Annotated in this window: 16 protein-coding genes; 10 read left to right on the plus strand and 6 right to left on the minus strand. The window is 33.6% G+C overall.

The features are described from left to right. Window positions 1-45: 45 nt before the first annotated feature. Window positions 46-1,917: an alpha-amylase family glycosyl hydrolase gene (locus ACFSC2_RS24225; protein WP_379813680.1), complete on the minus strand. Its 1,872-nt coding sequence runs from the start codon at window positions 1,915-1,917 to the stop codon at window positions 46-48. Between the two features lie 283 nt (window positions 1,918-2,200). Between ACFSC2_RS24225 and ACFSC2_RS24230 the strand changes: the two genes are divergently transcribed. The 7 genes from ACFSC2_RS24230 (at window position 2,201) to ACFSC2_RS24260 (ending at window position 11,231) form a co-directional block, all read left to right on the plus strand. Beyond that, complete coding sequence (locus ACFSC2_RS24230; protein WP_379813681.1) at window positions 2,201-3,859, plus strand: OstA-like protein; 1,659 nt, start codon at window positions 2,201-2,203, stop codon at window positions 3,857-3,859. Window positions 3,860-3,968: 109 nt separating this feature from the next. Then, entirely contained in the window at window positions 3,969-5,156 is a 1,188-nt protein-coding gene (locus ACFSC2_RS24235; RefSeq protein WP_379813682.1) for an aspartate aminotransferase family protein, read from the plus strand. 211 nt (window positions 5,157-5,367) lie between these two features. Beyond that, window positions 5,368-6,762: a tetratricopeptide repeat protein gene (locus tag ACFSC2_RS24240; protein WP_379813683.1), complete on the plus strand. Its 1,395-nt coding sequence runs from the start codon at window positions 5,368-5,370 to the stop codon at window positions 6,760-6,762. Window positions 6,763-6,764: 2 nt separating this feature from the next. After that, window positions 6,765-7,517: a shikimate dehydrogenase family protein gene (locus ACFSC2_RS24245; protein WP_379813684.1), complete on the plus strand. Its 753-nt coding sequence runs from the start codon at window positions 6,765-6,767 to the stop codon at window positions 7,515-7,517. Between the two features lie 216 nt (window positions 7,518-7,733). Next, the gene (locus tag ACFSC2_RS24250; RefSeq protein ID WP_379813685.1) at window positions 7,734-8,336 is read left to right on the plus strand and encodes a lipid A phosphoethanolamine transferase; all 603 of its coding nucleotides are present in this window, start codon (window positions 7,734-7,736) and stop codon (window positions 8,334-8,336) included. A gap of 250 nt (window positions 8,337-8,586) precedes the next feature. Beyond that, the gene (locus ACFSC2_RS24255) at window positions 8,587-10,566 is read left to right on the plus strand and encodes a DUF349 domain-containing protein (RefSeq protein WP_379813686.1); all 1,980 of its coding nucleotides are present in this window, start codon (window positions 8,587-8,589) and stop codon (window positions 10,564-10,566) included. A 248-nt stretch (window positions 10,567-10,814) separates the two neighbouring features. Then, entirely contained in the window at window positions 10,815-11,231 is a 417-nt protein-coding gene (locus ACFSC2_RS24260; RefSeq protein ID WP_379813687.1) for an OsmC family protein, read from the plus strand. 69 nt (window positions 11,232-11,300) lie between these two features. Here the strand turns inward: ACFSC2_RS24260 and ACFSC2_RS24265 are convergent, their stop codons facing one another. After that, complete coding sequence (locus ACFSC2_RS24265) at window positions 11,301-12,569, minus strand: tetratricopeptide repeat protein (protein WP_379813688.1); 1,269 nt, start codon at window positions 12,567-12,569, stop codon at window positions 11,301-11,303. A 33-nt stretch (window positions 12,570-12,602) separates the two neighbouring features. Beyond that, the gene (gene gyrA, locus ACFSC2_RS24270) at window positions 12,603-15,248 is read right to left on the minus strand and encodes a DNA gyrase subunit A (RefSeq protein ID WP_379813689.1); all 2,646 of its coding nucleotides are present in this window, start codon (window positions 15,246-15,248) and stop codon (window positions 12,603-12,605) included. Between the two features lie 257 nt (window positions 15,249-15,505). Here gyrA and ACFSC2_RS24275 point away from each other — a divergent pair, with 257 nt between their 5' ends. From ACFSC2_RS24275 to ACFSC2_RS24285, 3 genes are all read left to right on the plus strand, one after another. Then, window positions 15,506-18,052: an ATP-dependent Clp protease ATP-binding subunit gene (locus ACFSC2_RS24275; RefSeq protein WP_379813690.1), complete on the plus strand. Its 2,547-nt coding sequence runs from the start codon at window positions 15,506-15,508 to the stop codon at window positions 18,050-18,052. Window positions 18,053-18,193: 141 nt separating this feature from the next. Beyond that, on the plus strand, window positions 18,194-19,561 hold the full coding sequence (rimK, locus tag ACFSC2_RS24280) for a 30S ribosomal protein S6--L-glutamate ligase (protein ID WP_379813691.1): 1,368 nt from the start codon (window positions 18,194-18,196) through the stop codon (window positions 19,559-19,561). A 316-nt stretch (window positions 19,562-19,877) separates the two neighbouring features. Then, window positions 19,878-20,396, plus strand: coding sequence for a DUF421 domain-containing protein (locus tag ACFSC2_RS24285; protein WP_379813692.1), 519 nt, complete (start codon window positions 19,878-19,880; stop codon window positions 20,394-20,396). A gap of 73 nt (window positions 20,397-20,469) precedes the next feature. On the opposite strand, the gene ACFSC2_RS24290 is transcribed toward ACFSC2_RS24285, so the two are convergent. Genes ACFSC2_RS24290 through hutH form a run of 3 tightly spaced genes read right to left on the minus strand, consistent with a single transcriptional unit; the run spans window position 20,470 to window position 24,052 of the window. Further along, window positions 20,470-21,813, minus strand: coding sequence for an inorganic phosphate transporter (locus ACFSC2_RS24290; RefSeq protein WP_379813693.1), 1,344 nt, complete (start codon window positions 21,811-21,813; stop codon window positions 20,470-20,472). A 31-nt stretch (window positions 21,814-21,844) separates the two neighbouring features. Then, window positions 21,845-22,489 (minus strand): DUF47 domain-containing protein, encoded by a 645-nt coding sequence (locus ACFSC2_RS24295; protein ID WP_091491116.1) that lies wholly within the window; start codon window positions 22,487-22,489, stop codon window positions 21,845-21,847. 48 nt (window positions 22,490-22,537) lie between these two features. Continuing rightward, a complete protein-coding gene (gene hutH, locus ACFSC2_RS24300) occupies window positions 22,538-24,052 on the minus strand; it encodes a histidine ammonia-lyase (RefSeq protein ID WP_379813694.1) in 1,515 nt (504 codons plus the stop codon). Between the last annotated feature and the right edge of the window lie 559 nt (window positions 24,053-24,611).

Here is a 24,611-nt window from a genome sequence, read left to right on the forward strand (position 1 = left end):
ATCCGTCTAATCAGCGTCAAAATATTTTTATTTAGGAATTAAATTTTAATTTACTTCATAAATAAAAGATTCTGAAGGTGCAATTTTAATTAGCGCCGCTCCTTCTCCGTTTTTTACAGTTAAATAAGTTTTATTTTTTGAATACAGTTGATCTACCAGAACGTAAGAACCGTCTTTTAAATTCCATTTTGAAATAACATCAGCAGGAATTTTCAATTCAAATTCACTTGTTTTATCAGAAGAGAAATTAGCAACAACAACCAATTTTTGTTTTCCAGACCAGCGAACGTATGAATAAATCAAATCATCATAACCCGAATTATTTTGTCTGTTAGCCGATTGGATTTCTTGAAAATTCCCCATCAAGGCATCACTTTTTATAGTGAAGTTTAATAAACGCTTATAGAAATCACGAAGTTGCTTTTCTGAATCTGAAAGTTTTCCGCCGTCAAATTTCCCTTCGTTCATCCAGCGTTGGTGATTTGGAACTCCAATATAATCGAAAATAGATGTTCTCGAATGTTTTCCGAAGCCTGCATCTTCATTACCAGCCTCACCTACTTCTTGTCCAAAATAAATCATTGTTGGCGAAGTGCTTATCGTTGCCGAAACAACCATCAAAGGTTTTCCTCTTTCCGGTGTTCCTGCAAATTCTGCCGACGCCAGACGCTGCTCGTCATGATTATCTAGGAAATGCAGCATATGATGTTCGATATCAGCCATTCTGTTTTGAATTGGCGTTAACTCATCTGGAGATGATTTTCCTCGAATAATATCTTTCAGTTTATCATAAGTCTCCACTTTATCATACAAATAATCCATTTTTCCTAAACGAATGTAATTTCTGTATTCGTTTGGATTATATACTTCAGCAAGCAGGAAAGCATTTGGATTTTTCATTTTGATTGAAGAGTTCATATAACTCCAAAATTCATACGGAACCATTTCTGCCATATCGTAACGGAAACCGTCAACGCCTTTTGCTGTCCAATACAAAGCAATATCTCTAAATTTCTTCCAAGAATCCGGTACATCTTTATCCTGCCAAAAAACAAAATGTTCTTTGTATGATTTTTGATCAAAACCTGCCGGAAGTTCCGGGAAATCTTTTGTTCCGTCGGGGCGAATGCCGTAATTTACCTTAACCGTTTCATACCAATCGTTTTGATCCGGTTTTGCTTTACGTGAACCATTTCCAGTCCATTTTGCAGGATTTTCATCAAATTTGCCATCAACTAAAGGATTTTTTTCTCCATTTAATGGAAGATCTCCGTCAGGAATTTCAAAATGCTGATTCGGAATATAATAGAAATTATTATCTCTTTTATATTCAACGGTTACATCGTCATCGGCTCCAAAATCTTTTACGCCTGCAGGATTGGATTTTCCTTCATACTTACGCGCAATATGATTGGGAACAATATCAATAAGAACTTTTAAGCCCGCTTTGTGTGTACGTGCTATTAAAGCTTCAAACTCCTGAAGTCTATTGGCAGGATTTTCAGCCAAATCAGGATTTACATTATAATAATCTTTCACGGCATAAGGAGAACCAGCGCGCCCTTTTACCACTTCGGGATCATCATTTGAGATTCCGAAAGCGGTATAATCTCGAACCAATGCATGATGAGGAACGCCGGTGTACCAAATATAAGTAACTCCTAAATCTTTAATCTCATGAAGAGATTTGTCTGTAAAATCATTAAATTTCCCAACACCATTTTCTTCAATTGTTCCCCAAGGTTTGTTTGTTGTATTTTTATTTCCAAATAGGCGTGTAAAAACTTGATAAACTACAACTTTTTTATCAGTAGAATGATCCTTTTCTGCTTCACTCATTTTTAAATCTTTTGTCTTACAAGCCGAAAGCAATACCATTGCAGTAATTCCAGCTGTAACTAATCTTTTATTTATCATAAAATCAATTAATAAACTTATCTGTTCCTGTACTTTACAATCATTGATCGTAAAATCAGTTTCTAAATTTAACCTATTTTTTACAATGCAGTGCAGGACGCTTTTGTTTTAACCTTTTTAAATAAATAAAAACCTTTACTACAACGTGGGAGTTGTCGATTTTGTTGAAAAATAAAAGTTTAAGATTTCTTACATCTCGAATGTTAATTACGAATTATAAATTAATGCTAATATGCCTTACAGGTTCTTTCCTTTTTCATAAATTTGACAAAAATTTAATCACTTGAAGAAATCACTCTTTTTTATATTTTGCATACTTACTTTCAGCGTTCAATTTATTGCAGCGCAGGCTAAGAAAACCAAACAGCCAAATAAAGAAATCCATATTCAACATTCAGACTTTGTTGATATTGACGAAGTTCTCGTACCTGATGGGGTACTACTTACGGGAAATGTAAAAGTAGATCATGATGGTGTGGTTTTAACTTGCAACAAAGCTTATATCTTTAAAAAAGAAAATTACCTTAAAGCTTTTGGAAATGTACAGCTGGTTCAGGGCGATACTTTATTCTTAAATAGTAAATATGCTGAGTATAGCGGCGAATTAAAACAAGCTTTTGCAACTGGAGACGCTGTAATGACTTCGCCAGATGCTACGCTTCAAACTGATACTATTCATTTTGACCGTAATCTACAGCAGGTTTTTTACAATTCTAAAGGTACAATTATCAATAAAGACAATACTTTAGTCAGTAAATCAGGAAGGTATTTTGCCAATGAAAAAAAGTTTCAGTTTTTGACGGAAGTTACAATCACAAATCCGAAGTATGTTATAAAATCAAATCATTTGGATTATTACAGTAATTCTGGACATACGTATCTTTTCGGACCTTCAACTATTACCAGTAAAACAAATTATATTTATACCGAAAAAGGTTTTTACGACACAAAGAAAAACCTCGCGCATTTCCTCCGAAAATCTTATATAAAATATGATGATCGAAGAATAGAAGGTGACAGTTTATTCTATAATCGAAATACCGAATTTGCATCGGCTACACGAAATGTAAAAATTACCGATTCTGTAAATAGAGGTGTTGTAAAAGGCCATTATGCTGAACTTTATAAACTTAAAGATTCGATGTTTGTAACCAAAAGAGCTGTGGCAATTAATTTGGTCGAAAATGACTCGGTTTACATTCACGGACAGAAATTATTGGTTACCGGAAAAGAAGGAGAAAGAATCTTAAGGGCTTTTAAAAATGTTCGTTTTTATAAAATTGACATGAGCGGAAAATGTGATTCGATACATTCGAACTCTAAAAGTGCTTTGACAAAACTTATTGGAAATCCGATTTTATGGAATGGAGAAAGCCAGATTACGGGAGATTTGATGCATTTGATCGGCGATAATAAAACTAGAAAAATAGATTCTTTAAAAGTTATCAATAACACTTTTCTGCTCTCTAAAGATACTTTAGGAACAGGTTTTAATCAGGTCAAAGGACTTAATCTCTTCGGAAAATTCCGGGATGGAAAACTGCATGATGTCGACGTCGTCAAAAATACCGAGGTAATTTATTACATGCGAAATGACGCCAACGAATTGATTGGAATTAATAAAAACGTGAGCAGTAAAATCACTATGATTCTTGAAGACAATCAATTACAAGACATTACATTTTATAACAAAGTAGACGGAGATATTTTTCCTGAAGACGAATTGCCCGAGAATGCCCGCAAACTCAAAGGTATGAAATGGCGCGGTGACGAAAGGATAAAATCTAAGGATGATATTTTTACAGCAGAAGAAAATGAACTTAATGATAAATTAATTCAAGAAGGTAAAGACGAAGCCGCTAAAAAAAATGTCCCGATGAAAGTCAGGAAAGAAACCTTGAATTACGACAAAAAGAAACCGGCAGAGAAGAGCAAAAAATAGTATTCAGTTTTCAGTTATTAGTATTCACTAATAAAAATTTACTATTAACTTAAAGCTAATATTCAAAACTTAGAAGCTTAGTATCTTTACAACTTTGCACTTAAAAAAAATGAATCCAGATTTTATAAAATATCAGGCACAAACTTCTCCTTATCCATTAGGAATGGAAGTTTCACATGCCAAAGGCTCTTATATTTACGATACAGACGATAAAAAATATTTAGATTTTGTTGCCGGCGTTTCGGCTTGTACGTTAGGACATCAACATCCACGAGTTAATCAGGCGATAAAAGATCAATTGGACAAATATTCTCATGTAATGGTTTACGGGGAATATTCGCAGAGCCCTGCCGTTCAATATTGCAAATTAATGGCCTCTCTCCTTCCTGAATCTTTGAGCAAAACCTATTTAGTTAATTCTGGAACAGAAGCTATTGAAGGCGCTCTTAAATTAGCCAAAAGAACTACAGGAAGAAGTCAGCTAATTTCCTGTCATAATGCTTATCACGGCAATACAATGGGATCAATGAGTGTTATGGGATTTGAGGAGCGCAAACAAGCTTTTAGACCATTATTGCCTGATGTTGATTTTATTACTTTTAATAATGAAGAAGATTTACAAAAAATAACCACCAGAACGGCTGCTATTTTATTAGAAACGATTCAAGGAGGTGCCGGATTTATCCAGCCAGAAAATAACTTTTTACAAAAAGTTCGTAAACGTTGTGACGAAGTTGGAGCTTTGATGATTGTTGACGAAATTCAGCCAGGATTTGGAAGAACAGGAAAGTTATTCGGTTTTCAAAACTACGATGTCGTTCCTGATATAGTGGTTATGGGAAAAGGTATGGGAGGCGGTATGCCGGTTGGTGCTTTTACAGCTTCTGCAGAGCGAATGGATCTGTTGACTGAAAATCCAAAATTGGGACATATTACGACTTTTGGAGGGCATCCTGTCATTGCGTCAGCTTGTTTGGCTACTTTGCAAGAATTAACTGAAACAAATTTAATGACAGAAGCAATCGAAAAGGAAAAGCTTTTTAGATCGCTTTTGGTACATCCTTTGATTACAGAAGTTAGAGGAAAAGGTTTAATGCTGGCTGCTATGACAGAATCGGCTGAAATTACAAACGAAGTAATCTTAACCTGCCAAGATAAAGGACTGATATTATTCTGGCTTTTATTTGAAGGTTGTGCGATTAGAATTACACCACCGTTAACTATTTCAGAAGAAGAAATCAGAGAAGGATGCAGTATTATTTTAGAAGTGATGGATGATATAATGAAAAGAAAATAAACTAAAATTAAAAGCAGTCACTTTATTTTCAGCTAGATAAAAAAACAAAATTTGAAGTTAATCATTTACGAATAAAAGAGATTTCTTCCCAAAACAGAATAAAAAACGCCATATATTGTTAATTAAATTGTTCAAAACAATTAATTCTCTTTCCTTTCAACATTATTTGGTTGCCTAATTTTATAATAGGCTAATTTCAAAAACACGAAGTATGCAATTAAGCAACGAAGAAGAAGATTATAACCTATCCCTATCCAAATTTGAGTCTATGTTAAAAACTAACAAAGTACTCTTTTTTGATTCTGAAGAATTTGAAGAAATCATTCTTCATTATCTTGACATAGGCAAGGCTAATTTAGCAAAAAAGGCCTTAAAATTGGCTCTAGACCAACATCCAAAATCTACAGGCTTAAAATTAGTACAAGTAGAAATGCTGGTTTACGACGACAAACTCGAAATGGCTGAAAAGCTTTTGAATGAGTTATATGCAATTGAACCCAACAACGAGGAAATCTACATCCAGAAAGCCAATATTTGTTCTAAAAGAGACCAGCATGAAAAAGCAGTAGAATTACTGAAAATCGCACTGCAATACACAGACGATTATGCAGATGTCTACAACTTAATCGGAATGGAATATCTTTTTATGGATAATCTCGAATTGGCGAAAGAAAGCTTTATTAAATGTCTTGAAGAAGATTTAGAAGATCAGTCTGCATTATACAATGTTGTGTATTGCTTTGAGTTTTTAGACCAAAATCACGATGCTATTGCTTATCTAAATCAATATATTGACAGAAATCCTTATAGCGAGATCGCCTGGCATCAGCTTGGACGTCTGCATTATGGCGTAAAAGAGTATGAAGAAGCTATTCGCGCTTTTGATTATGCTACTCTTATTGACGACGAATTTCTGGGTGCTTTTATGGAAAAAGCTAAAGCCTACGAACGTCTAAAAAAATATGAAGAAGCAATTGAAAGTTACAATAGAACGATTGAATTGGATGATGCGACTTCTTATGCGTTACTGCGAATTGGTAAATGTTATGAAAAGCTTGGAAATTTAGCAAAAGCGATTCAGTACTACAATCAGACAGTTCACGAAGATCCACTTTTAGATAAAGGATGGATTGCGATAACTGATTTTCACCTTCGCCAGAAAAACTACCAAAAAGCATTGTTTTTTGTAAACAAAGCTTTGGCTATTGACAATCAAAATCGTTTGTACTGGAAAAGATATGCAACCATTAACAAACAAATGAACTTCTTTGAAGAAGCTGAATTTGGTTATAGAAAAGCAGTTGAATTTGGTGATTATGGTTTAGATACTTGGTTATTTTGGGTTGATATTCTTCAATTTTTAGGAGAATTCGAAAGCGCGATTCAAACTTTATTGCAAGCAACAGAATATTTCCCAGAAGAAAATGAAATCGAATATCGTCTAGCTGGATTATATTTCATGATTCAAGACAATACAAAAGCAAAATTCCACTTGAGCAACGGTTTACGTTTAAACTTTGAAAATTATATCTTGATCGAAGATTTATTTCCCGTAGTCTGGTCAAAAAAAATGGTAAAAAATTATATCGAAAAACACCGCAAATAAGAATGGTTGATATTTTATTAAGAAGACGTTTTGGTTTATTAGGCCGTAATATAAGTTATTCATTTTCTAAAGGTTATTTTACAGAAAAATTTAATCACGAAGTTTTTACAGGAAATAGTTACGAGAATTTTGACATACCAGAAATTAATTATTTTACAGAATTAATAAAAAACAATCCTGATTTAAAAGGTTTAAATGTAACTATTCCTTATAAAGAACAAGTTATTCCTTTCTTAGATAAATTATCCCGAAAAGCTACCTTAATTGGCGCTGTAAACACTATTAAATTTACTAAAAACGGTAAATTAAAAGGATATAACACCGATTATTATGGTTTCAAAAAATCATTAGAACCATTATTAGAACCGCATCATAAAAAAGCACTTATTCTTGGAACTGGAGGTGCTTCTAAAGGTGTAGCTTTTGCTCTTGACGAACTAAATATTCCTTATACATTTGTTTCTAGAGAAGCAAAAGAGAATATCATCGATTATGATTTAATTAATGCAACTACTTTTGATAATTTTCAGATTATCATTAATTGTACTCCAGTAGGAACAAGCCCAAATATAGAGGCTTGTCCAAATCTGCCTTATGAATTTTTCACAGAAAAACATATTGCCTACGATTTGATTTACAATCCGGAAGAGACAACTTTTTTAAGAAAAGCAAAAGAAAAAGGCGCTGTCATAAAAAACGGCTACGACATGCTTATTTTTCAAGCTGAGAAGGCTTGGAAAATTTGGAATAAATAAAAAACACTACACAAAAAATAAAATGTTATAGTATTTTTTTGTATTTTTAAACCACTTACTATTAGGTAGTTATGAAAGAAATACAAATACTTAGCATTTTATTTTTTTTATTTAACAGCCAGCTTTCGGCTCAAGATACTATCGCGTCCTCAAGTCCTTTTTTTAGAACCGCGTTACCATTATTTTCTAAAAACAATTATCTTTTTTGATGAATATTTGGACACTGATAATGGTTCATTTAATACTACACAAGTTCGGGTTATGCTTCCGATCGGAAATAAAGCTTGGAACTTACGTTTTGATCTTCCTTTTATTTCTGCCAATACAAATTCTATTAACAAAACTGCCATCGGAGATGTAGGCATGGGAATCAGTTATATTCCTTATTTACAAAAGAACAATGGCGTTGCTTTTCGAGCACGCGTTTATGCGAATACGGCAGCAGATCCAAACTTTGGAACCGGAAAATGGGTTTTTATGCCTGCCGTAGTGTACGGAAAATATTTTTTAAAAAAGAAATTCTTATGGCTTTCTACTTTAGAATATCAAGGAAGTTTTGCTGGTGCAGACGAAAGAAGTGATATTAGTGTGACTGTTTTTGACAATGTCTTTCTACATTTTTTCGGCAAAAATTGGATTGCTTCAGATGTTGCTTTTAGATATAATACAACGTTAGAAGCATTTCAAAATAATTGTTATATAGAATTTGGACGAAAAATAACGCCTGCAAATTTAGTTTATATTCATCCCAGTGCTGGTTTTGGAGGAGGGAAAACCTATAATTTTGGTGTAGAAGCAGGTATTTTGGTATTATTTTAAATTGAATTAATGTCTAAAAAAAAGCAATTATTTCGAATCTTCTTTGAAAGAACCTTCAAAAAAGCAGCAATTTAAAATTTTTATATACTGCAGCAAATCAGTAAAAAAACATTCAACACATCTTTAAATAATCGCAAAGAATAAGAATTTCGTCGTAAATTGCGGTATAAACAAACGAATTATTTTGTAGTTAACGCCACCTTTACTATCTTTCGCACTGTTTAAAATAAAAACCTTATACATTTTTAAGATGTTAGAAGAAAAGAATGACAACCTGCAAGAGGCAGACGGAAAAAATGGAATCGAAATAACAGATTCTACATCAAATGACAGTATTGAAGTATCTGACACTTCTGCAACAGCGGAAAACACTGTTGAATCATCAGAAGAAAAAGAAATAGATACTGATGCAAATCATCAATCTGCATTAGATGCAATCAATAATTCAAACGCTGAAGAAAGTGAAGACGAAACACTGAAAGAACGTCATGACATTCCGATGCAGGATTATAACACTTTTCCTTTAGATGCCCTTGTTTCTGAATTGAAAAAACTAATCGATACAGATAAAATAATGTCTGTAAAAGATCATATTGAAGAAATTAAAAAAGCCTTTTTACTGCAATATCATCATTTAATCGAAGAAAAAAAGGAAGAATTCAATGCTTCAAATCAAGATCCAAATGAAGAGTTTGAATATCATTCTCCGCTAAAATCTAAATTCGATGAATACTATAATGTATTTAGAGAAAAAAGAAATGTTCATTTTAAACACTTGCAGACAAATTTAAAGTCAAATTTAGAAGAGCGTCTTGCGATCGTAGAAGAATTAAAAGAACTGATCAATCCGCAGGAAAATATCAAAGACACTCTTAAGCATTTTAACGATTTAAGAGAAAGATGGAAAAATGCTGGTGCAATCCCAAAAGATAAATACAATCACGTTTGGAATAACTACCACTTTCATGTAGAAAATTTTTATGATTATCTGCATTTAGATAGAGAAGCGAGAGATTTAGATTTTAAACATAATTTAGACCAAAAGCAAAAAATTATTTCTAGAGTTGAACAATTAGTAGACGAAACTGACATCAACAAATCGTTCCGTGAGTTACAGGATTTACACAGAATCTGGAAAGAAGATATTGGCCCTGTTTCTAAAGAGCATCGTGATGTGATCTGGAATAAGTTTAGCGAATTAACTAAAAAAATTCATGATAAACGCGAAGTTCTTTTTGAAAATCAAAGAGCTGGCGAACAACAAAATCTTGAAATCAAAAAAGAAATTATTGCTAAAATAGAGGTTTTAGGTACAGAAAAAGTAAATTCTCACTCTCAATGGCTGGTACAAATTGAAAAAGTAGAAGCTTTACGTAATGAGTTTTTTGCTGCTGGCAAAGTTCCTTCTGATGTAAATGAAGAAACTTGGGCCGCTTTTAAAACTGCTGTACGAAATTTTAATGCCTTTAAAAATTCGTTTTACAAAGACATTAAAAAAGATCAAAACGATAATTTAAATAAAAAGTTAGCGCTGGTTGCAAAAGCAAAAGAGTTACAAGAAAGTACCGATTTTTCGTCTACTACTCCAATCATGAAGCAAATTCAGGAAGAATGGAAGCAAATTGGACACGTTCCGAAAAAGTATTCTGATAAGATCTGGAAAGAGTTTAAAGATGCCTGCAACCATTATTTTGATAAATTAAAAGAACATAAATCTGAAGAAAACGGCGAAGAAGTTGCCGCTTTTGATAACAAAAAAGCTTATTTAGACGTAATAAGAGCTTTCGAGTTAACTGGAGATCACAAAACAGATTTAGATGCCATTAAAGCGCATATAGAAACTTGGAAAGGCTACGGAAAAGTTCCGTTTTCTAGACGTCATATCGAAGGTAAATTCAATAAAATCCTGGATGCCCTTTTTGAAAAATTAAGTTTAAGCAAGAAAGAAACTGAAATGATGCGCTTTTCAAACCGTATTGATTCTCTTTCAGACAGCAATGATACGCGTAAATTAGATAATGAAAAGATTTTTATTATGCGTAAGATTGAAGAAGTTCAGAATGAAATCTTCCAATTAGAAAATAACATTCAGTTTTTCACTAATACTAAAAACGCTAAAAAAGAAAACTCCATAGTTCTTGAAGTACGTAAAAACATTGCGGTTCATAAAGAAAGTCTCCAAGTTTGGAAAGATAAATTAAGACAGCTTCGAAATTTAAATCAAGAATAAAGACAAAAGTCTAAATTTTTAAATTCCAAATTCCAATTCATTATACGCAATTGGAATTTGGAATTTTATTTTTTTTACCATTTTAAAAAGGCGCAATGAATCTTCATTGCGCCTTTTTTTATGTGAATTTACTTTTGAGTTACAATTTGATAAAACAAAAATGTAAAATATTGGCTATATTTGAGTTACGAATAACAAACCAAGAGAATTAAAATACAATTCAATTATTAATTTTAATAACTAAGAAAATGAAATTTACAAGAAAAGCACACGCTAACTGGCAAGGAACCGGCATGGAAGGCAAAGGAACGATCAGTACACAAAGTACAACTCTAGACAATGCTCAGCTTTCGTTTAAAACAAGATTTGCTGACGGTGTAGGTACAAATCCAGAAGAGCTTGTTGCAGCAGCTCATTCGGGCTGTTTTACGATGCAGTTAAGTTTTCTGCTTAATGAAGGCGGTTTTACAGCAGACGATTTGACAACTGAAGCAACAGTAACCTTTGAAGATGGCACTATCACACTGATTCATTTAGACTTAAAAGGTAAAGTTCCGTCTATTTCTGCTGAAGAATTTGCTGCAACTGCTGCAAAAGCCAAAGAAATATGTCCTATTTCAAAACTTTTAAATACAACTATTACTTTATCGGCTGAATTGATATAATCAAAAAGTTAAGACATAAAAAAACCAAGGTTATCAGCCTTGGTTTTTTTATAGATTTAATCTCTAAAATTACATTTTTGCTTTTACAGCTTTTGCTTCAGCAGTCATTTCAAGAGCATTGTAAACTCCGATAAGAGTTTTTGCAATATCTTCGTTTTTAGGATCTAATTCGTTTGCCTTTTTAAGTGACGGAATTACGCTTTTAAATACGTTTTCTCTCTTAAGTTTCAACTCGTCATAACGCTTCATATCTTTTGCTGAAGTTCCTAATTTATTCATTTCATCAATGATTGGTTTTTCAGCTTCTAATTTGATAACTGCTAAATTGATGTAAGCATTTGCATAATTAGGATCAATTTCAATTGCTCTAGCATAGTATTTTTCAGCATCTGCATTGTTTTTAGCACCTGCACTAATAACACCTAAATTAAATACTAAATCAGCATTGTTAGGATCTTTTTGCAAAGCTTCTCCAACTAATTTTTTGTAAGTATCATAGTCTTTAGTCTCTAAGTACAAGTTAGCTTCTGTCAACAATAAAGAACTGTCTTCTGGGTTTGCTTTTCTAGCGTCAGAAATTGCTTTTTTAGCTTCTTCAGTACGTCCTTTTTGAACTAAGATTAATGCTAAGTTTTTGTAGATCTCACCTCTTTTAGAAGGAATAACTTCTGTTTTAGGTTTTTCGTGAGTTCCTAATTTAACTGCTAAATCTCTATCTTTAGCGTTAGAGAATCCAACTTCGTTTTCAGTACCTTTTTCAAAAGCTGTATAAGAAGTACCTTTACCTGAATAATTTATTTTTTTCAATTCCTCGTACATGTTCAATGCAAGATCAAAATCTTGTCCATTTACCGCTGTAGAAGCTGCGTAATATAAATTAATAGTATCGTTTTTATCCAACAAGTAAGCATCATATAATTTTTTTGCTCCTTCAGAATTCTTGTTTATTTTAGAATCAGCAATTGCAGAATTAATTAATTTTCCTTTAATATCTGTAATTGAAGTTGCAGCTTGAGTAGAATATTTTTGTTTACCAGAAGCTTTTTCTACATCAATTAATTTTTTGTAATTCTCAGCAGCTAAAGATAAATTTTTACTTTCTTCTACTTTTTTGTTTGCAAGATCTAAATAAGCATTTCCTTTTACAAAATAAAATTGAGCCTGCTCAACATCTTTTGCATTTGCTACCATATTTTCAGCGTCATTCAAGATTGAGATTGCACCTTGAGCATCGCCTCCTTTTAAAGCTTTTTCAGCACTTTTAATTTGATCTTTTTGAGCAAAAGTTGCCATTGAAATCATTAATGCTGAAGCAAGTATTACATATTTACTTTTCATAGTGGTTTATTTGTATTTAATTTTCCTTTTTATTTATTCTTCAGATTCTTCCTCATCAGATCCAGCATCATCTTCATCTTCGATTACTTCATCATCAGAATCATCCTCTTCTTCTGTTGTTCCTTCGTCTTCAAGAACTTCCATATCTGGTTTTACCCTTTCAATTGTAGATTCGATTACGTTTCCGTCTTCGTCAACCACAACTTCTTCCGCATCATCTTTCATTACTGTTGTAACGGCAGCGATAGAATCTTTTCCTTTCAGGTTAATCAATCTAACACCTTGCGTAGCACGTCCCATAACACGTAAATCTTCGATTGCCATTCTGATTGTTAATCCAGATTTATTGATAATCATTAAATCATCAGCATCTGTTACAGCATTGATAGAGATTAATTTACCTGTTTTGTCAGTAATATTAAGTGTTTTAACACCTTTACCTCCACGGTTTGTAATTCTATAAACATCTTCTCCATCTTCATCAACTAATTTGGTACGTTTACCGTATCCGTTTTCAGTCACTACCAAGATTTGAGATTCTGCAATATCGTTTTTGTCAACAGTCACCATTCCGATTACTTCATCAGAATCATCTTTTAAGGTAATACCACGAACTCCAGAAGCTGTTCTTCCCATCGGACGTGTTTTTGTTTCTTCAAAACGAACTAACTTACCAGATTTAACTGCCATAATAATTTGGCTTTCTCCGTTTGTTAATTGTGCTCCGATTAACTCATCACCTTCTTTAATTGTAATAGCGGCAACTCCATTTGCTCTTGGTTTAGAATATTTCTCTAAAGAAGTTTTCTTAACCTGGCCTTTTTTAGTCACCATTACAAGATTATGTGTATTGATATAATCTTTATCTTTTAAGTCTTGTGTACAAATGAAAGCTTTTACTTTATCATCGCTTTCAATATTCACAAGATTCTGAATTGCTCTACCTTTTGCGGTTTTACTTCCTTCAGGAATTTCATACACACGCATCCAGAAACATTTACCTTTCTGGGTAAAGAACATCATGTATTGGTGGTTTGTGGCTACAAACATATGCTCTAAGAAATCTTGATCTCTTGTTCCAGCACTTTTTTGTCCAACTCCTCCTCTATTTTGTGTTTTATATTCTGTAAGGTTTGTACGTTTGATATAACCTGCGTGCGAAATTGTAATGACAACATTTTCGTCAGCAATTAAATCTTCGATACTAACATCTCCTCCAGAATATTCAATTTGAGAACGACGCTCATCACCGTATTTATCACGGATTTCAGCAAGTTCTTCTTTAATAACATCTGTTCTTAAATTAACATCTGCAAGCAAAGCTTTTAAGTGCTCGATTAATTTCATTAATTCATCAAACTCAGCTCTTAATTTATCTTGCTCCAGACCTGTCAACTGACGCAAACGCATCTCAACAATGGCACGAGCCTGAATATCTGATAATTTAAATCTTTCGATTAATTTCTCTCTGGCTTCATCTGTATTTTTAGATCCTCTTATTAACGCAATTACTTCATCGATATTATCAGAAGCAATAATTAATCCTTCTAAAATATGCGCTCTTTCTTCCGCTTTGCGCAATTCAAACTGAGTTCTTCTAACTACTACATCATGACGGTGCTCAATAAAGTAGTGAATCATATCTTTTAGATTCAACAATTGAGGACGTCCTTTTACTAATGCAATATTATTTACACTGAAAGAAGATTGTAATTGAGTGTATTTATATAAGGTATTCAAAACTACGTTTGGCGTAGCATCACGTTTCAAGATATAAACGATACGCATACCGGTTCTATCCGATTCGTCACGGATATTGGCAATACCTTCTATTTTTTTATCATTAACCAAATCAGCCGTACGTTTGATCATTTCGGCTTTGTTAACTTGATAAGGAATTTCAGTTACGATGATACATTCTCTTCCGTCAACTTCTTCAAAACCAACTTTAGCACGCATTACAATACGTCCTCGACCAGTTTTGAAAGCTTCACGAACACCTTCGTATCCATAAATAATACCTCCTGTTGGAAAATCAGGAGCTTTGATGTGAGACATTAATTCGTCTACTTCGATATCATTATTATCAAGGTATGCTAAAGTACCATTGATAACTTCAGTTAAATTGTGTGGCGGCATGTTTGTCGCCATACCAACTGCAATACCAGTTGCTCCGTTTACTAATAAAGTAGGAACTCTTGTAGGCATTACTTTTGGTTCATATATTGTATCGTCAAAGTTTAATTGAAAATCAACTGTTTCTTTTTCGATATCTGCCATAATTTCTTCCGAAATCTTGCGCATTCTAGCCTCAGTATAACGCATTGCTGCAGGGCTGTCGCCATCGACAGAACCAAAGTTACCTTGACCATCAACTAATAAATAACGCATACTCCACTCTTGAGCCATACGTACCATTGCGTCATAAACAGATGTATCACCGTGCGGGTGATACTTACCCAGAACCTCCCCTACAATTCTCGCAGATTTTTTATGGGCAGATCTTGAAGTTACACCTAAATCATACATTCCGTACAGCACTCTTCTGTGTACTGGTTTCAAGCCATCTCTAACATCAGGAAGTGCTCTCGATACAATTACTGACATCGAATAATCGATGTAAGCAGATTTCATTTCATCCTCTATGTTAATGGGAATTAACTTTTCTCCTTCAGACATAAGTTGTTATATTAAATAATTATATTAGTTTCAAAGCGTGCCAAGATACGTTTTTTTGAAGATTTTTCCGCTGTTTCCGCATACTAATTTCAATGATTTATTAACAACTTTTATTGGAGTTTTAGTTAATAAATTAAGCGTTTTTTAACGCTTTTATTGTCTTTTTTTTCGTCTATTAGCTGTCAGGAGTTCTTGAAGGGTACGGTTTTTGTTTTTAAAACTGTAATTCATTAAATTTACAATACCAATTATATATTATGGATGATAATTTTTCACCAAGAGTAAAAGATGTTATTACGTACAGTAAAGAAGAAGCCTTACGTTTAGGGCACGACTTTATTGGTACCGAACATCTTATGCTGGGCATTTTAAGAGATGGTAACGGAAAAGCTATTCATATACTTAATAACCTGGCAGTCGATTTAGACCATTTACGCAGAAAGGTAGAAGTACTGAGCCCTGCTAATTTGGGCGTTGAAGTAAATGCCGAAAAGAAGAATCTTCATCTTACCCGACAGGCCGAAAGAGCCCTGAAGACGACCTTCTTAGAAGCTAAAGTATTTCAAAGCTCATCAATTAGCACCGCACACTTGCTTTTATGCATTTTGCGAAACGAAAACGATCCAACAACCAAGCTGTTGAATAAACTAAAAATAGATTATGACATAGCTAAAGAACAGTATTTAAATATGACTCCAAACGAAGAAGAATTCTTAGAGAACTTGCCTAGAAACGAATCATACAATGACGATTCAGGACAAGATGACAGTTTAAAAGAAAGTAGTTTTAATAATCCCGCCAATAAGTCAAACAAAAAATCTAAAACTCCGGTATTAGATAATTTTGGGAGAGATTTAACAGAAATGGCAGAGGAAGGAAAACTAGATCCAGTGGTGGGACGCGAAAAAGAAATTGAGCGTGTTTCACAGATTCTAAGCCGAAGAAAGAAAAACAACCCGCTTCTTATTGGAGAACCTGGAGTTGGTAAATCTGCTATTGCAGAAGGACTTGCTTTACGTATTATTCAAAAGAAAGTATCACGTATTCTTTTCCACAAACGTGTTGTCACACTTGATCTTGCAAGTTTAGTTGCAGGAACAAAATACAGAGGACAGTTTGAAGAAAGAATGAAAGCAGTAATGAACGAGCTTGAAAAAAATGATGACATCATCCTTTTCATTGACGAAATTCATACTATCGTCGGTGCAGGTGGCGCAACAGGTTCGCTTGATGCTTCAAATATGTTTAAACCAGCTTTAGCAAGAGGCGAAATCCAATGTATTGGCGCTACTACTCTTGATGAGTACAGACAATATATTGAAAAAGACGGTGCTTTAGAAAGACGTTTCCAAAAAGTAATTGTTGAACCAACTTCTGTTGAAGAAACAATCGCGATTTTGAACAACGTAAAAGACAAATACGAAGATCACCACAACGTAACTTATACTCCAGAAGCAATTGAGGCTTGTGTTAAATTAACAAACAGATATATGTCTGAGCGTTTCTTACCAGACAAAGCCATCGATGCTATGGATGAGGCTGGATCTCGTGTACATATTACCAATATTGATGTTCCGAAACAAATTTTGGATCTTGAACGTCAATTAGAAGAAGTTCGTGAGCTTAAAAATATGGTTGTTAAAAAACAAAAATATGAAGAAGCTGCTAAACTTCGTGATGATGAAAAACGTATCGAAAAAGATCTTGCTGTTGCTCAAGAACAATGGGAAGAAGATTCTAAAAACAACAGAATTGAAGTTACAGAAGACAATGTTGCCGATGTAGTTTCGATGATGACTGGAATTCCTGTTAACAGAATTGCACAGACAGAAAGCAACAAATTAGCCAAATTACCTGAATTGATTCAGAACAAAGTAATTGGACAAAATGAAGCAGTTCTTAAAATTGCACGTTCTATTCAGCGTAACAGAGCCGGACTTAAAGATCCTAACAAACCAATTGGTTCGTTCATTTTCTTAGGTCAGACTGGTGTTGGTAAAACACAACTAGCAAAAGTATTAGCAAAAGAATTATTTGATTCTGAAGACGCATTAGTTCGTATCGACATGAGTGAATACATGGAGAAATTTGCGATCTCTCGTTTAGTGGGAGCGCCTCCAGGATACGTTGGTTACGAAGAAGGAGGTCAATTGACTGAAAAAGTTCGTAGAAAACCATATTGTGTAGTGCTGCTAGACGAGATCGAAAAAGCACACCCAGATGTATTCAATATGATGCTTCAGGTTCTTGATGACGGATATTTAACAGATAGTTTAGGTCGTAAAATTGACTTTAAAAACACTATCATCATCATGACATCTAACGTTGGTGCACGTCAATTGAAAGATTTTGGACAAGGTGTTGGATTCGGAACTGCTGCAAGAACAGCTCAAGCGGATGAAAACTCAAAAAGCATTATCGAAAACGCTTTGAAGAAAACTTTTGCTCCTGAATTCTTAAACAGAATTGATGATGTAATTGTGTTTAATGCACTTGAAAAAGCTGATATCGATTTGATTATCGAAATCGAATTGAAAAAATTGTATTCTCGTATTGCTGAGTTAGGTTATAATTTACGTTTAACAGACAAAGCAAAAGCATTTATTGCAGAGAAAGGTTTTGACAAACAATTTGGTGCAAGACCTCTTAAAAGAGCAATTCAGAAATATGTTGAAGATTTATTGGCAGAAGAAATCATTACTTCAAAAATTCATTCAGGTGACGAAATCTTAATGGATTTAAAAGATGATTCTCAAGAACTTTCAGTAGAAATACACAAAGCCGAAGAGCCGACAAATCAATAAATTAGTCAAAATTTATAACAAAAATAATTTACCCGTTACGTTTTCATAACATAACGGGTATTTTTTTTGAATAAATCATTATCTTTAGTAAAAGCAAATAGCTATTTTTGAATTTCAATTCTATAAAATAAAAAACAAAGTATGCTTCAAAACAAAGTCATTTTAGGCAGCGAAGAATGGTGCTCATTTCCAGAACTTGGAATCCCGACAATTAAAGCTCGTGTCGATTCTGGTGCCAAAACTTCGGCAATGCACGCTATAAACATAGCTCCTTTTATTAAAAATGATGCGAACTGGGTAAAATTTGATATAAACCCAATTCAAAATAATATTAAAACGATAATTCACGGTGAAGCGCCGTTGGTTGATAAAAGAATTGTAAAAAGTTCTAGCGGTTTTAGAGAACATCGTTATGTAATTCAGACAAGTTTAAAAATTGGCGATGCAAAATGGCCGATCGAAATGACATTGACGAATCGCGATTCTATGGGGTTTAGAATGCTTTTAGGACGCGAAGCTATGAGCGGAAGGGTTTTGGTTGATCCGGAACAAAAATATCTTTTAGGACAGCCTACCCCAGAATCTCTTAAAGAACTTTATCAAAACTCAGAAAAAGCAAAAACTGGTCTGCGAATTGGACTTTTAGCCAGTAATCCGGAATTATACAGCAACAAAAGAATCATGGAAGCCGGCGAAATGCGCGGCCATGAAATGCATTTCCTAAACATCAAGGAATGTTACATGAAACTCGATGCCAAAAAACCAGAGATTCATTACAGAGGCGGAAAAATCTTAAATGAGTTTGATGCGATTATTCCAAGAATCCGTCCAAGCATTACATTTTACGGCTGTGCATTAACACGTCAGTTTGAAGCTTTGAAGGTTTTTGTTTTAAACTCCGCTACAGCGATAACACAATCTCGCGATAAATTATATTCACTTCAATTATTATTGAATAGCGGTATCGACATTCCAACAACTGGATTTGCCAATTCTCCACTCGATACAGACAATTTAATTAAAATGGTGGGTGGTTCTCCCTTAATTGTCAAATTATTAGAAGGAACGCAAGGAAAAGGCGTTGTTTTAGCTGAAACTAAAAAAGCGGCAGAAAGTGTTATCAATGCTTTTAAAAGCTTAAATGCCAATATTTTAGTTCAAGAATTCATCAAAGAAGCCAACGGAAAAGACATTCGTTGTTTTGTTATTGACGGAAAAGTAGTTGCGGCGATTCAGCGCGAAGCTATGCCGGGCGAATTTAGAGCCAATATACACCTTGGCGGAACGGCTTCAGTAATCAAAGTAACTGCCGAAGAGAAAAAGATCGCTATTAAAGCCGCAAAAGCAATGGATTTGAAAGTTGCTGGAGTAGATATTATTCGTTCTTCTAAAGGTCCGTTATTGCTTGAGGTAAACTCTTCTCCAGGTCTTGAAGGAATTGAAGGCGCAACTAATAAAGATGTTGCTGGAGAAATGATTAAAGCAATCGAAAAGAATTTTAAATTATAATTAAGTTCATTTAAACTTAATAACACATAAATATTTTAGCAGCTTTGTCAAAGTTTTAAAACTTTGGCAAAGCTTTTTTATTTAACTTTAAACCTATTGGATGTAATGCTAATTTAAAAATACAACTTTGAATAAAATAGTACGCTGATAAAACGGATTTACTTCGTAAAAACGCGAAAAAAAACTGATTCTTTTTGATTCTTTATATAAATCCGTTTTTTTTTCCGCGTTTTCGTGATAACGAATCTGTTTAATCTGCGTCAAAATTTATACTATTTTAAATACACCCAATGGGTTAACTATAAAATAAAAAAACATGACTTTTCCGTATTTAGATATTGTTTTAAGAAGTATTGCTGTCTATTTTTTTATGACAATCGCGCTCCGCGTATTCGGAAAAAAAGAGCTTTCGCAATTAAATACCGCTGATGTTATCCTGATTTTATTAATCAGCAACTCTGTGCAAAATGCAATGGTGGGACCAGACACCAGTTTAGTTGGCGGATTAGTTGCTGCTTTGGTTTTATTTATCATTAACTTCATTATAAAAAAACTCATTCACAAATATAAAGTCGTTGGCGACCTATTATTAGACAAACCTCAAGTTCTAATACACGATGGAAAATTGGATTTTAAAACCTTAAGTAAATTAGATATCTCTGATGAAGAATTAAAAGAAGCCATGCGAGAACACGGAATTGAATTTTTTAAAAACGTCAAATTAGCAATGCTCGAAATCGATGGAACAATCAGCATTATTTCTGAAGATAAAAAAAACTTAAAACAAACTCATTACAAGCGCAGACACAATCGCAAGAATCTGCAGAAGTTTTAAAACGAAAAAAGCCGATTTCAAATTTGAAATCGGCTTTTTTATATGTTGGTAAATGAAAATTTATAAATTCACATTATTTAATAAAAACACTTAAGATAAAGTAAACTAAACCTGCCAATAAAGCTGAAATAGGAATAGTTAAAATCCAAGCCCAGATTAAGCTTACTGTTACTCCCCATCTTACAGCAGATACACGTTTTGTTAATCCAACCCCGATGATAGATCCTGTAATAGTATGCGTTGTACTTACTGGAATTTTTAAGTGCTCTGTAAAGTAAAGCGTCAAAGCTCCAGCAGTTTCAGCAGCAACTCCTTCAAACGAACTTACTTTAGTGATTTTAGAACCCATTGTTTTTACAATTTTCCATCCTCCGCTTAAAGTTCCTGCAGCAATTGCAGAATAACAAGCTAAAGGAATCCAACTTGGCATTTTAAAAGCTCCGTCTTCTGAAGGAAGAGCAACGTCCAGCCAAGGATTCATATGAACACCAGGATTTGTATTGATATAAACAACAACCGCAGCTGCAATAATTCCCATTACTTTTTGAGAATCATTTCCTCCATGTCCTAAACTAAAAGCTGCAGAAGAAAGTAATTGCATTTTTTTCAAAGCAGCATCAGCCTGGTGTAAATTTAAACTACTAAATATTAAGCAGAAACCACTAACCGTTAATACTATAAATGCAACTAGAAGCCATTTAATATTATGTGGTTCTAATGCTACGCTCCAAAATTCCGAAGATGCAAAACGAGGTTTATGTCCGTCTTTTATAATTTCTTCATAAGGAATCATTTGAGTGTAAACAAACCAAATAGTTGCAAGCATTAAAGCAACAGTAAATATTTTTGGTCCGATACTTTTGCGTGAAGCATTTAAAAGCCAAATAGAAATTAAATACGACGCTAAAGCTCCTAATAACGGGGCTAAAACAATAAAAGCAATAATAATAAGAACTCCTGAGGGCATACCTCCATCTTTACCAGCCTTGTACCAACTTACTATATCGTACCAATGATGAGTTACTCCTTCTGCATCAACATATCCTGAGAAACCATGAACCGCTATTGCATGTGCAACGGCAGCTCCCGCAAAACCACCAATTAAGGTATGAGAGGAACTAGAAGGAATTCCGAGCCACCAAGTCAATAGATTCCAGCATATTGCAGCGATAACTCCTGCTAAAATTACTACCAAATCTATTTGCATTGTGTCGGCTGTTTTAGCTACAGTATCTGCAACACCAAAACCGAAAACCCAATAAGCCAGAAAGTTAAAAAACGCTGCCCAAAGTACCGCCTGAAACGGCGTAAGAACCTTTGTGGCCACAACTGTAGCAATAGCATTTGCTGCATCATGAAAACCATTGATGTAATCAAAAATTAAAGCTAATACTATAATAATTATAAGTATAGTCATAAATTATAACTTCAGAATGAAATAAATTAAATTAAGAGTGTTTTACAGAAATTGATTCTAATATATTAGCCACACTCTTACATTTGTCTGTAGCAGATTCTAGAACAGACAATACTTCTTTATACTTAATAATATTTTTAGCGTCAGTTTCGTTTTCGAAGATCTCGAAAACTGCTTTATTATAAACGTTATCCGATTTGTTTTCAAGCTTGTTAATTCTTGCACACGCATCTTTAATAACCTTAAAATTCTTTAAATTTCTCAACTCTTTTACAGCGCTGTCAATGTTTTGACAAGCTTCAAGGTTGATTTCTGTCATTTTTCGGATAGATTTTGTAATCTTATCTACTTGATATAATCTCATACGGCTAGATGCACCGTGAAGGTAATCTGCAACGTTATCAATTGAAGTAATTAAAGTGTGAATATCTTCTCTATCAAATGGAGTAATGAAGTTTCTGCTCAACTCTAAGTTAGTCTGACGCGTAATATCTTCTCCTTTTTGTTCTAATTCGTCAATCTTCTGAAAAAGAATTTCTCTTTCTTTTAATGGTAAATTTACAGCTTCGTGTAAGTTAGAAGCTAATTCAATTAAATTGCTTGAAGCCTCTTCAAAAAGTGGAAAGAATTTTTTGTCTTTCGGCACTAAAAATTGGAAAATACTGTTTATTGACATTTGTTTATTTTTGATAGTGCAAAATTACTTCAATAATGTTTTACAATGTTAAGCCATTGTTAACAAATCGTTTTCTATTTGAAAACTAGACAAGAACGAAATGGTCTTTTCAATATCATAATGTAAGATTCTATCTTCTTTAACCAATGGCACCACTTCTCTGTAACTGCTCAAAAACATTTCGATAAAGTCACTCGATTTTAAAGGTTCTCTATAAGCAATAGCTTGTGAAGCATTTAACAATTCGATGGCTAAAATTCGCTCTAGATTATCCATAACCTTCAAAGCTTTTGTAGCGCCGTTCGCCCCCATACTTACGTGATCTTCCTGACCATTACTAGAAACAATACTGTCAATACTTGCAGGCGTAGCTAATTGTTTGTTTTGACTAGCAATACTCGCAGCAGTATATTGTGGAATCATAAATCCTGAGTTTAAGCCTGGATTATCAACCAAAAATGCCGGAAGATTACGTAACCCAGAAATTAACTGATACGTTCTTCTCTCCGAAATACTTCCTAATTCTGCCAAAGCAATTGCCATAAAATCTAAAGCCAAAGCCAAGGGCTGCCCGTGGAAATTGCCACCAGAAATAATCTGATCGGCTTCAATAAAAATATTTGGATTATCGGTAACTGAATTAATTTCTGTTTTGAATACTTTTCGAACATAATCAATCGCATCTTTTGAAGCACCGTGAACCTGCGGCATACAACGGAAAGAATACGGATCCTGAACGTGTTTCTTTTGTTGTGTGATAATTTCACTTCCGTCCAAAAATTCATTTATTCGCTGTGCTGTGACAATCTGCCCTTTGTGTGGACGTATATAATGTATCAATTCGTTAAAAGGTTCGATTCTTCCATCAAAACCTTCCAGCGAAATAGTTCCGATTAAATCTGCCAAATACGAATATTTATACGCTTTCAATAAAATATGAGCTCCATATGCGCTCATAAATTGAGTTCCATTCAATAATGCCAAACCTTCTTTTGACATTAAAACAATTGGTTCCCAATTAAAATGTTTTAAAACTGAAGCAGAATCCATTCTTTTTCCTTCAAACAAAACTTCACCTTCACCCAATAATGGTAAAGACAAATGTGCCAAAGGCGCCAAATCTCCAGAAGCTCCAAGAGATCCTTGTGTATAAATGATCGGCAGAATATCATTATTATAAAAATCGACTAAGCGCTCTAAAGTTTTTAGCTGAACGCCCGAATGTCCGTAGCTTAAAGATTGTATTTTTAGCAGCAGCATCATTTTTACAATCTCCGCAGGAACTTCCTCGCCTGTTCCGCATGCATGAGATTTTACTAGATTTTCCTGAAGTTTTGATAAATTCTCGTTAGAGATTTTCACACTATAAAGCGATCCAAAACCAGTATTGATTCCATAGATAGGATCGGAATGCGTGGCCATTTTTTTATCCAAATAATCACGGCATTTCTGAACATTTACTTTTGCCTCTTCAGACAATTCAAGCATTTTTTGATTTACAATAATCTCCTGAATCGTTTCTAAACTTATGGTTTCAGTACTTATATAATGGATGTCCCTCATAACATTTTTAATTTAAGGCATCAAAATTCAGCAAATCAATATTAAAAAGCAACATTTGTTCATAATAATTAAAATTCGCCTAATTTTATTTCTAAAGTTTTACCTTTTTCATATTACAAATCAAACAAAACGCCGATGGAACTAAAATCAAAAAACTGAAATTCATTTTATTATATAAAAAACATTTTCCTACTCATTTTGTAGACTAAAGCAGTTTTTTCATTAAAAAATTACTATCAAAATGCCTCAAAAGCCATTTGAGACGGCCAGAAAACGTTACAAAATATACGAAAACCACAATTTAACATATTGAATCTTGCCAAAAGCTCAATTTGAATTTGATGAAAAATGAAATATTAAAATATTCGCAAAAAGGCTCAGAGAGTTTTTAATACTTCTAAAAAACTGTATTTTTGAAAAATCAAAATGAAAAGTAACAGCACAAAATATCCATCTACAATGACAACTCAAACTGGAGTTGCAATTGCTGCTACGATTATTTCTACTACAACAACTACTACCCCTTAGGGGTATACATTTTACATATAATCCTGGTTAT

The organism is Flavobacterium artemisiae (assembly GCF_042678225.1).
Classification (GTDB): domain Bacteria; phylum Bacteroidota; class Bacteroidia; order Flavobacteriales; family Flavobacteriaceae; genus Flavobacterium; species Flavobacterium artemisiae.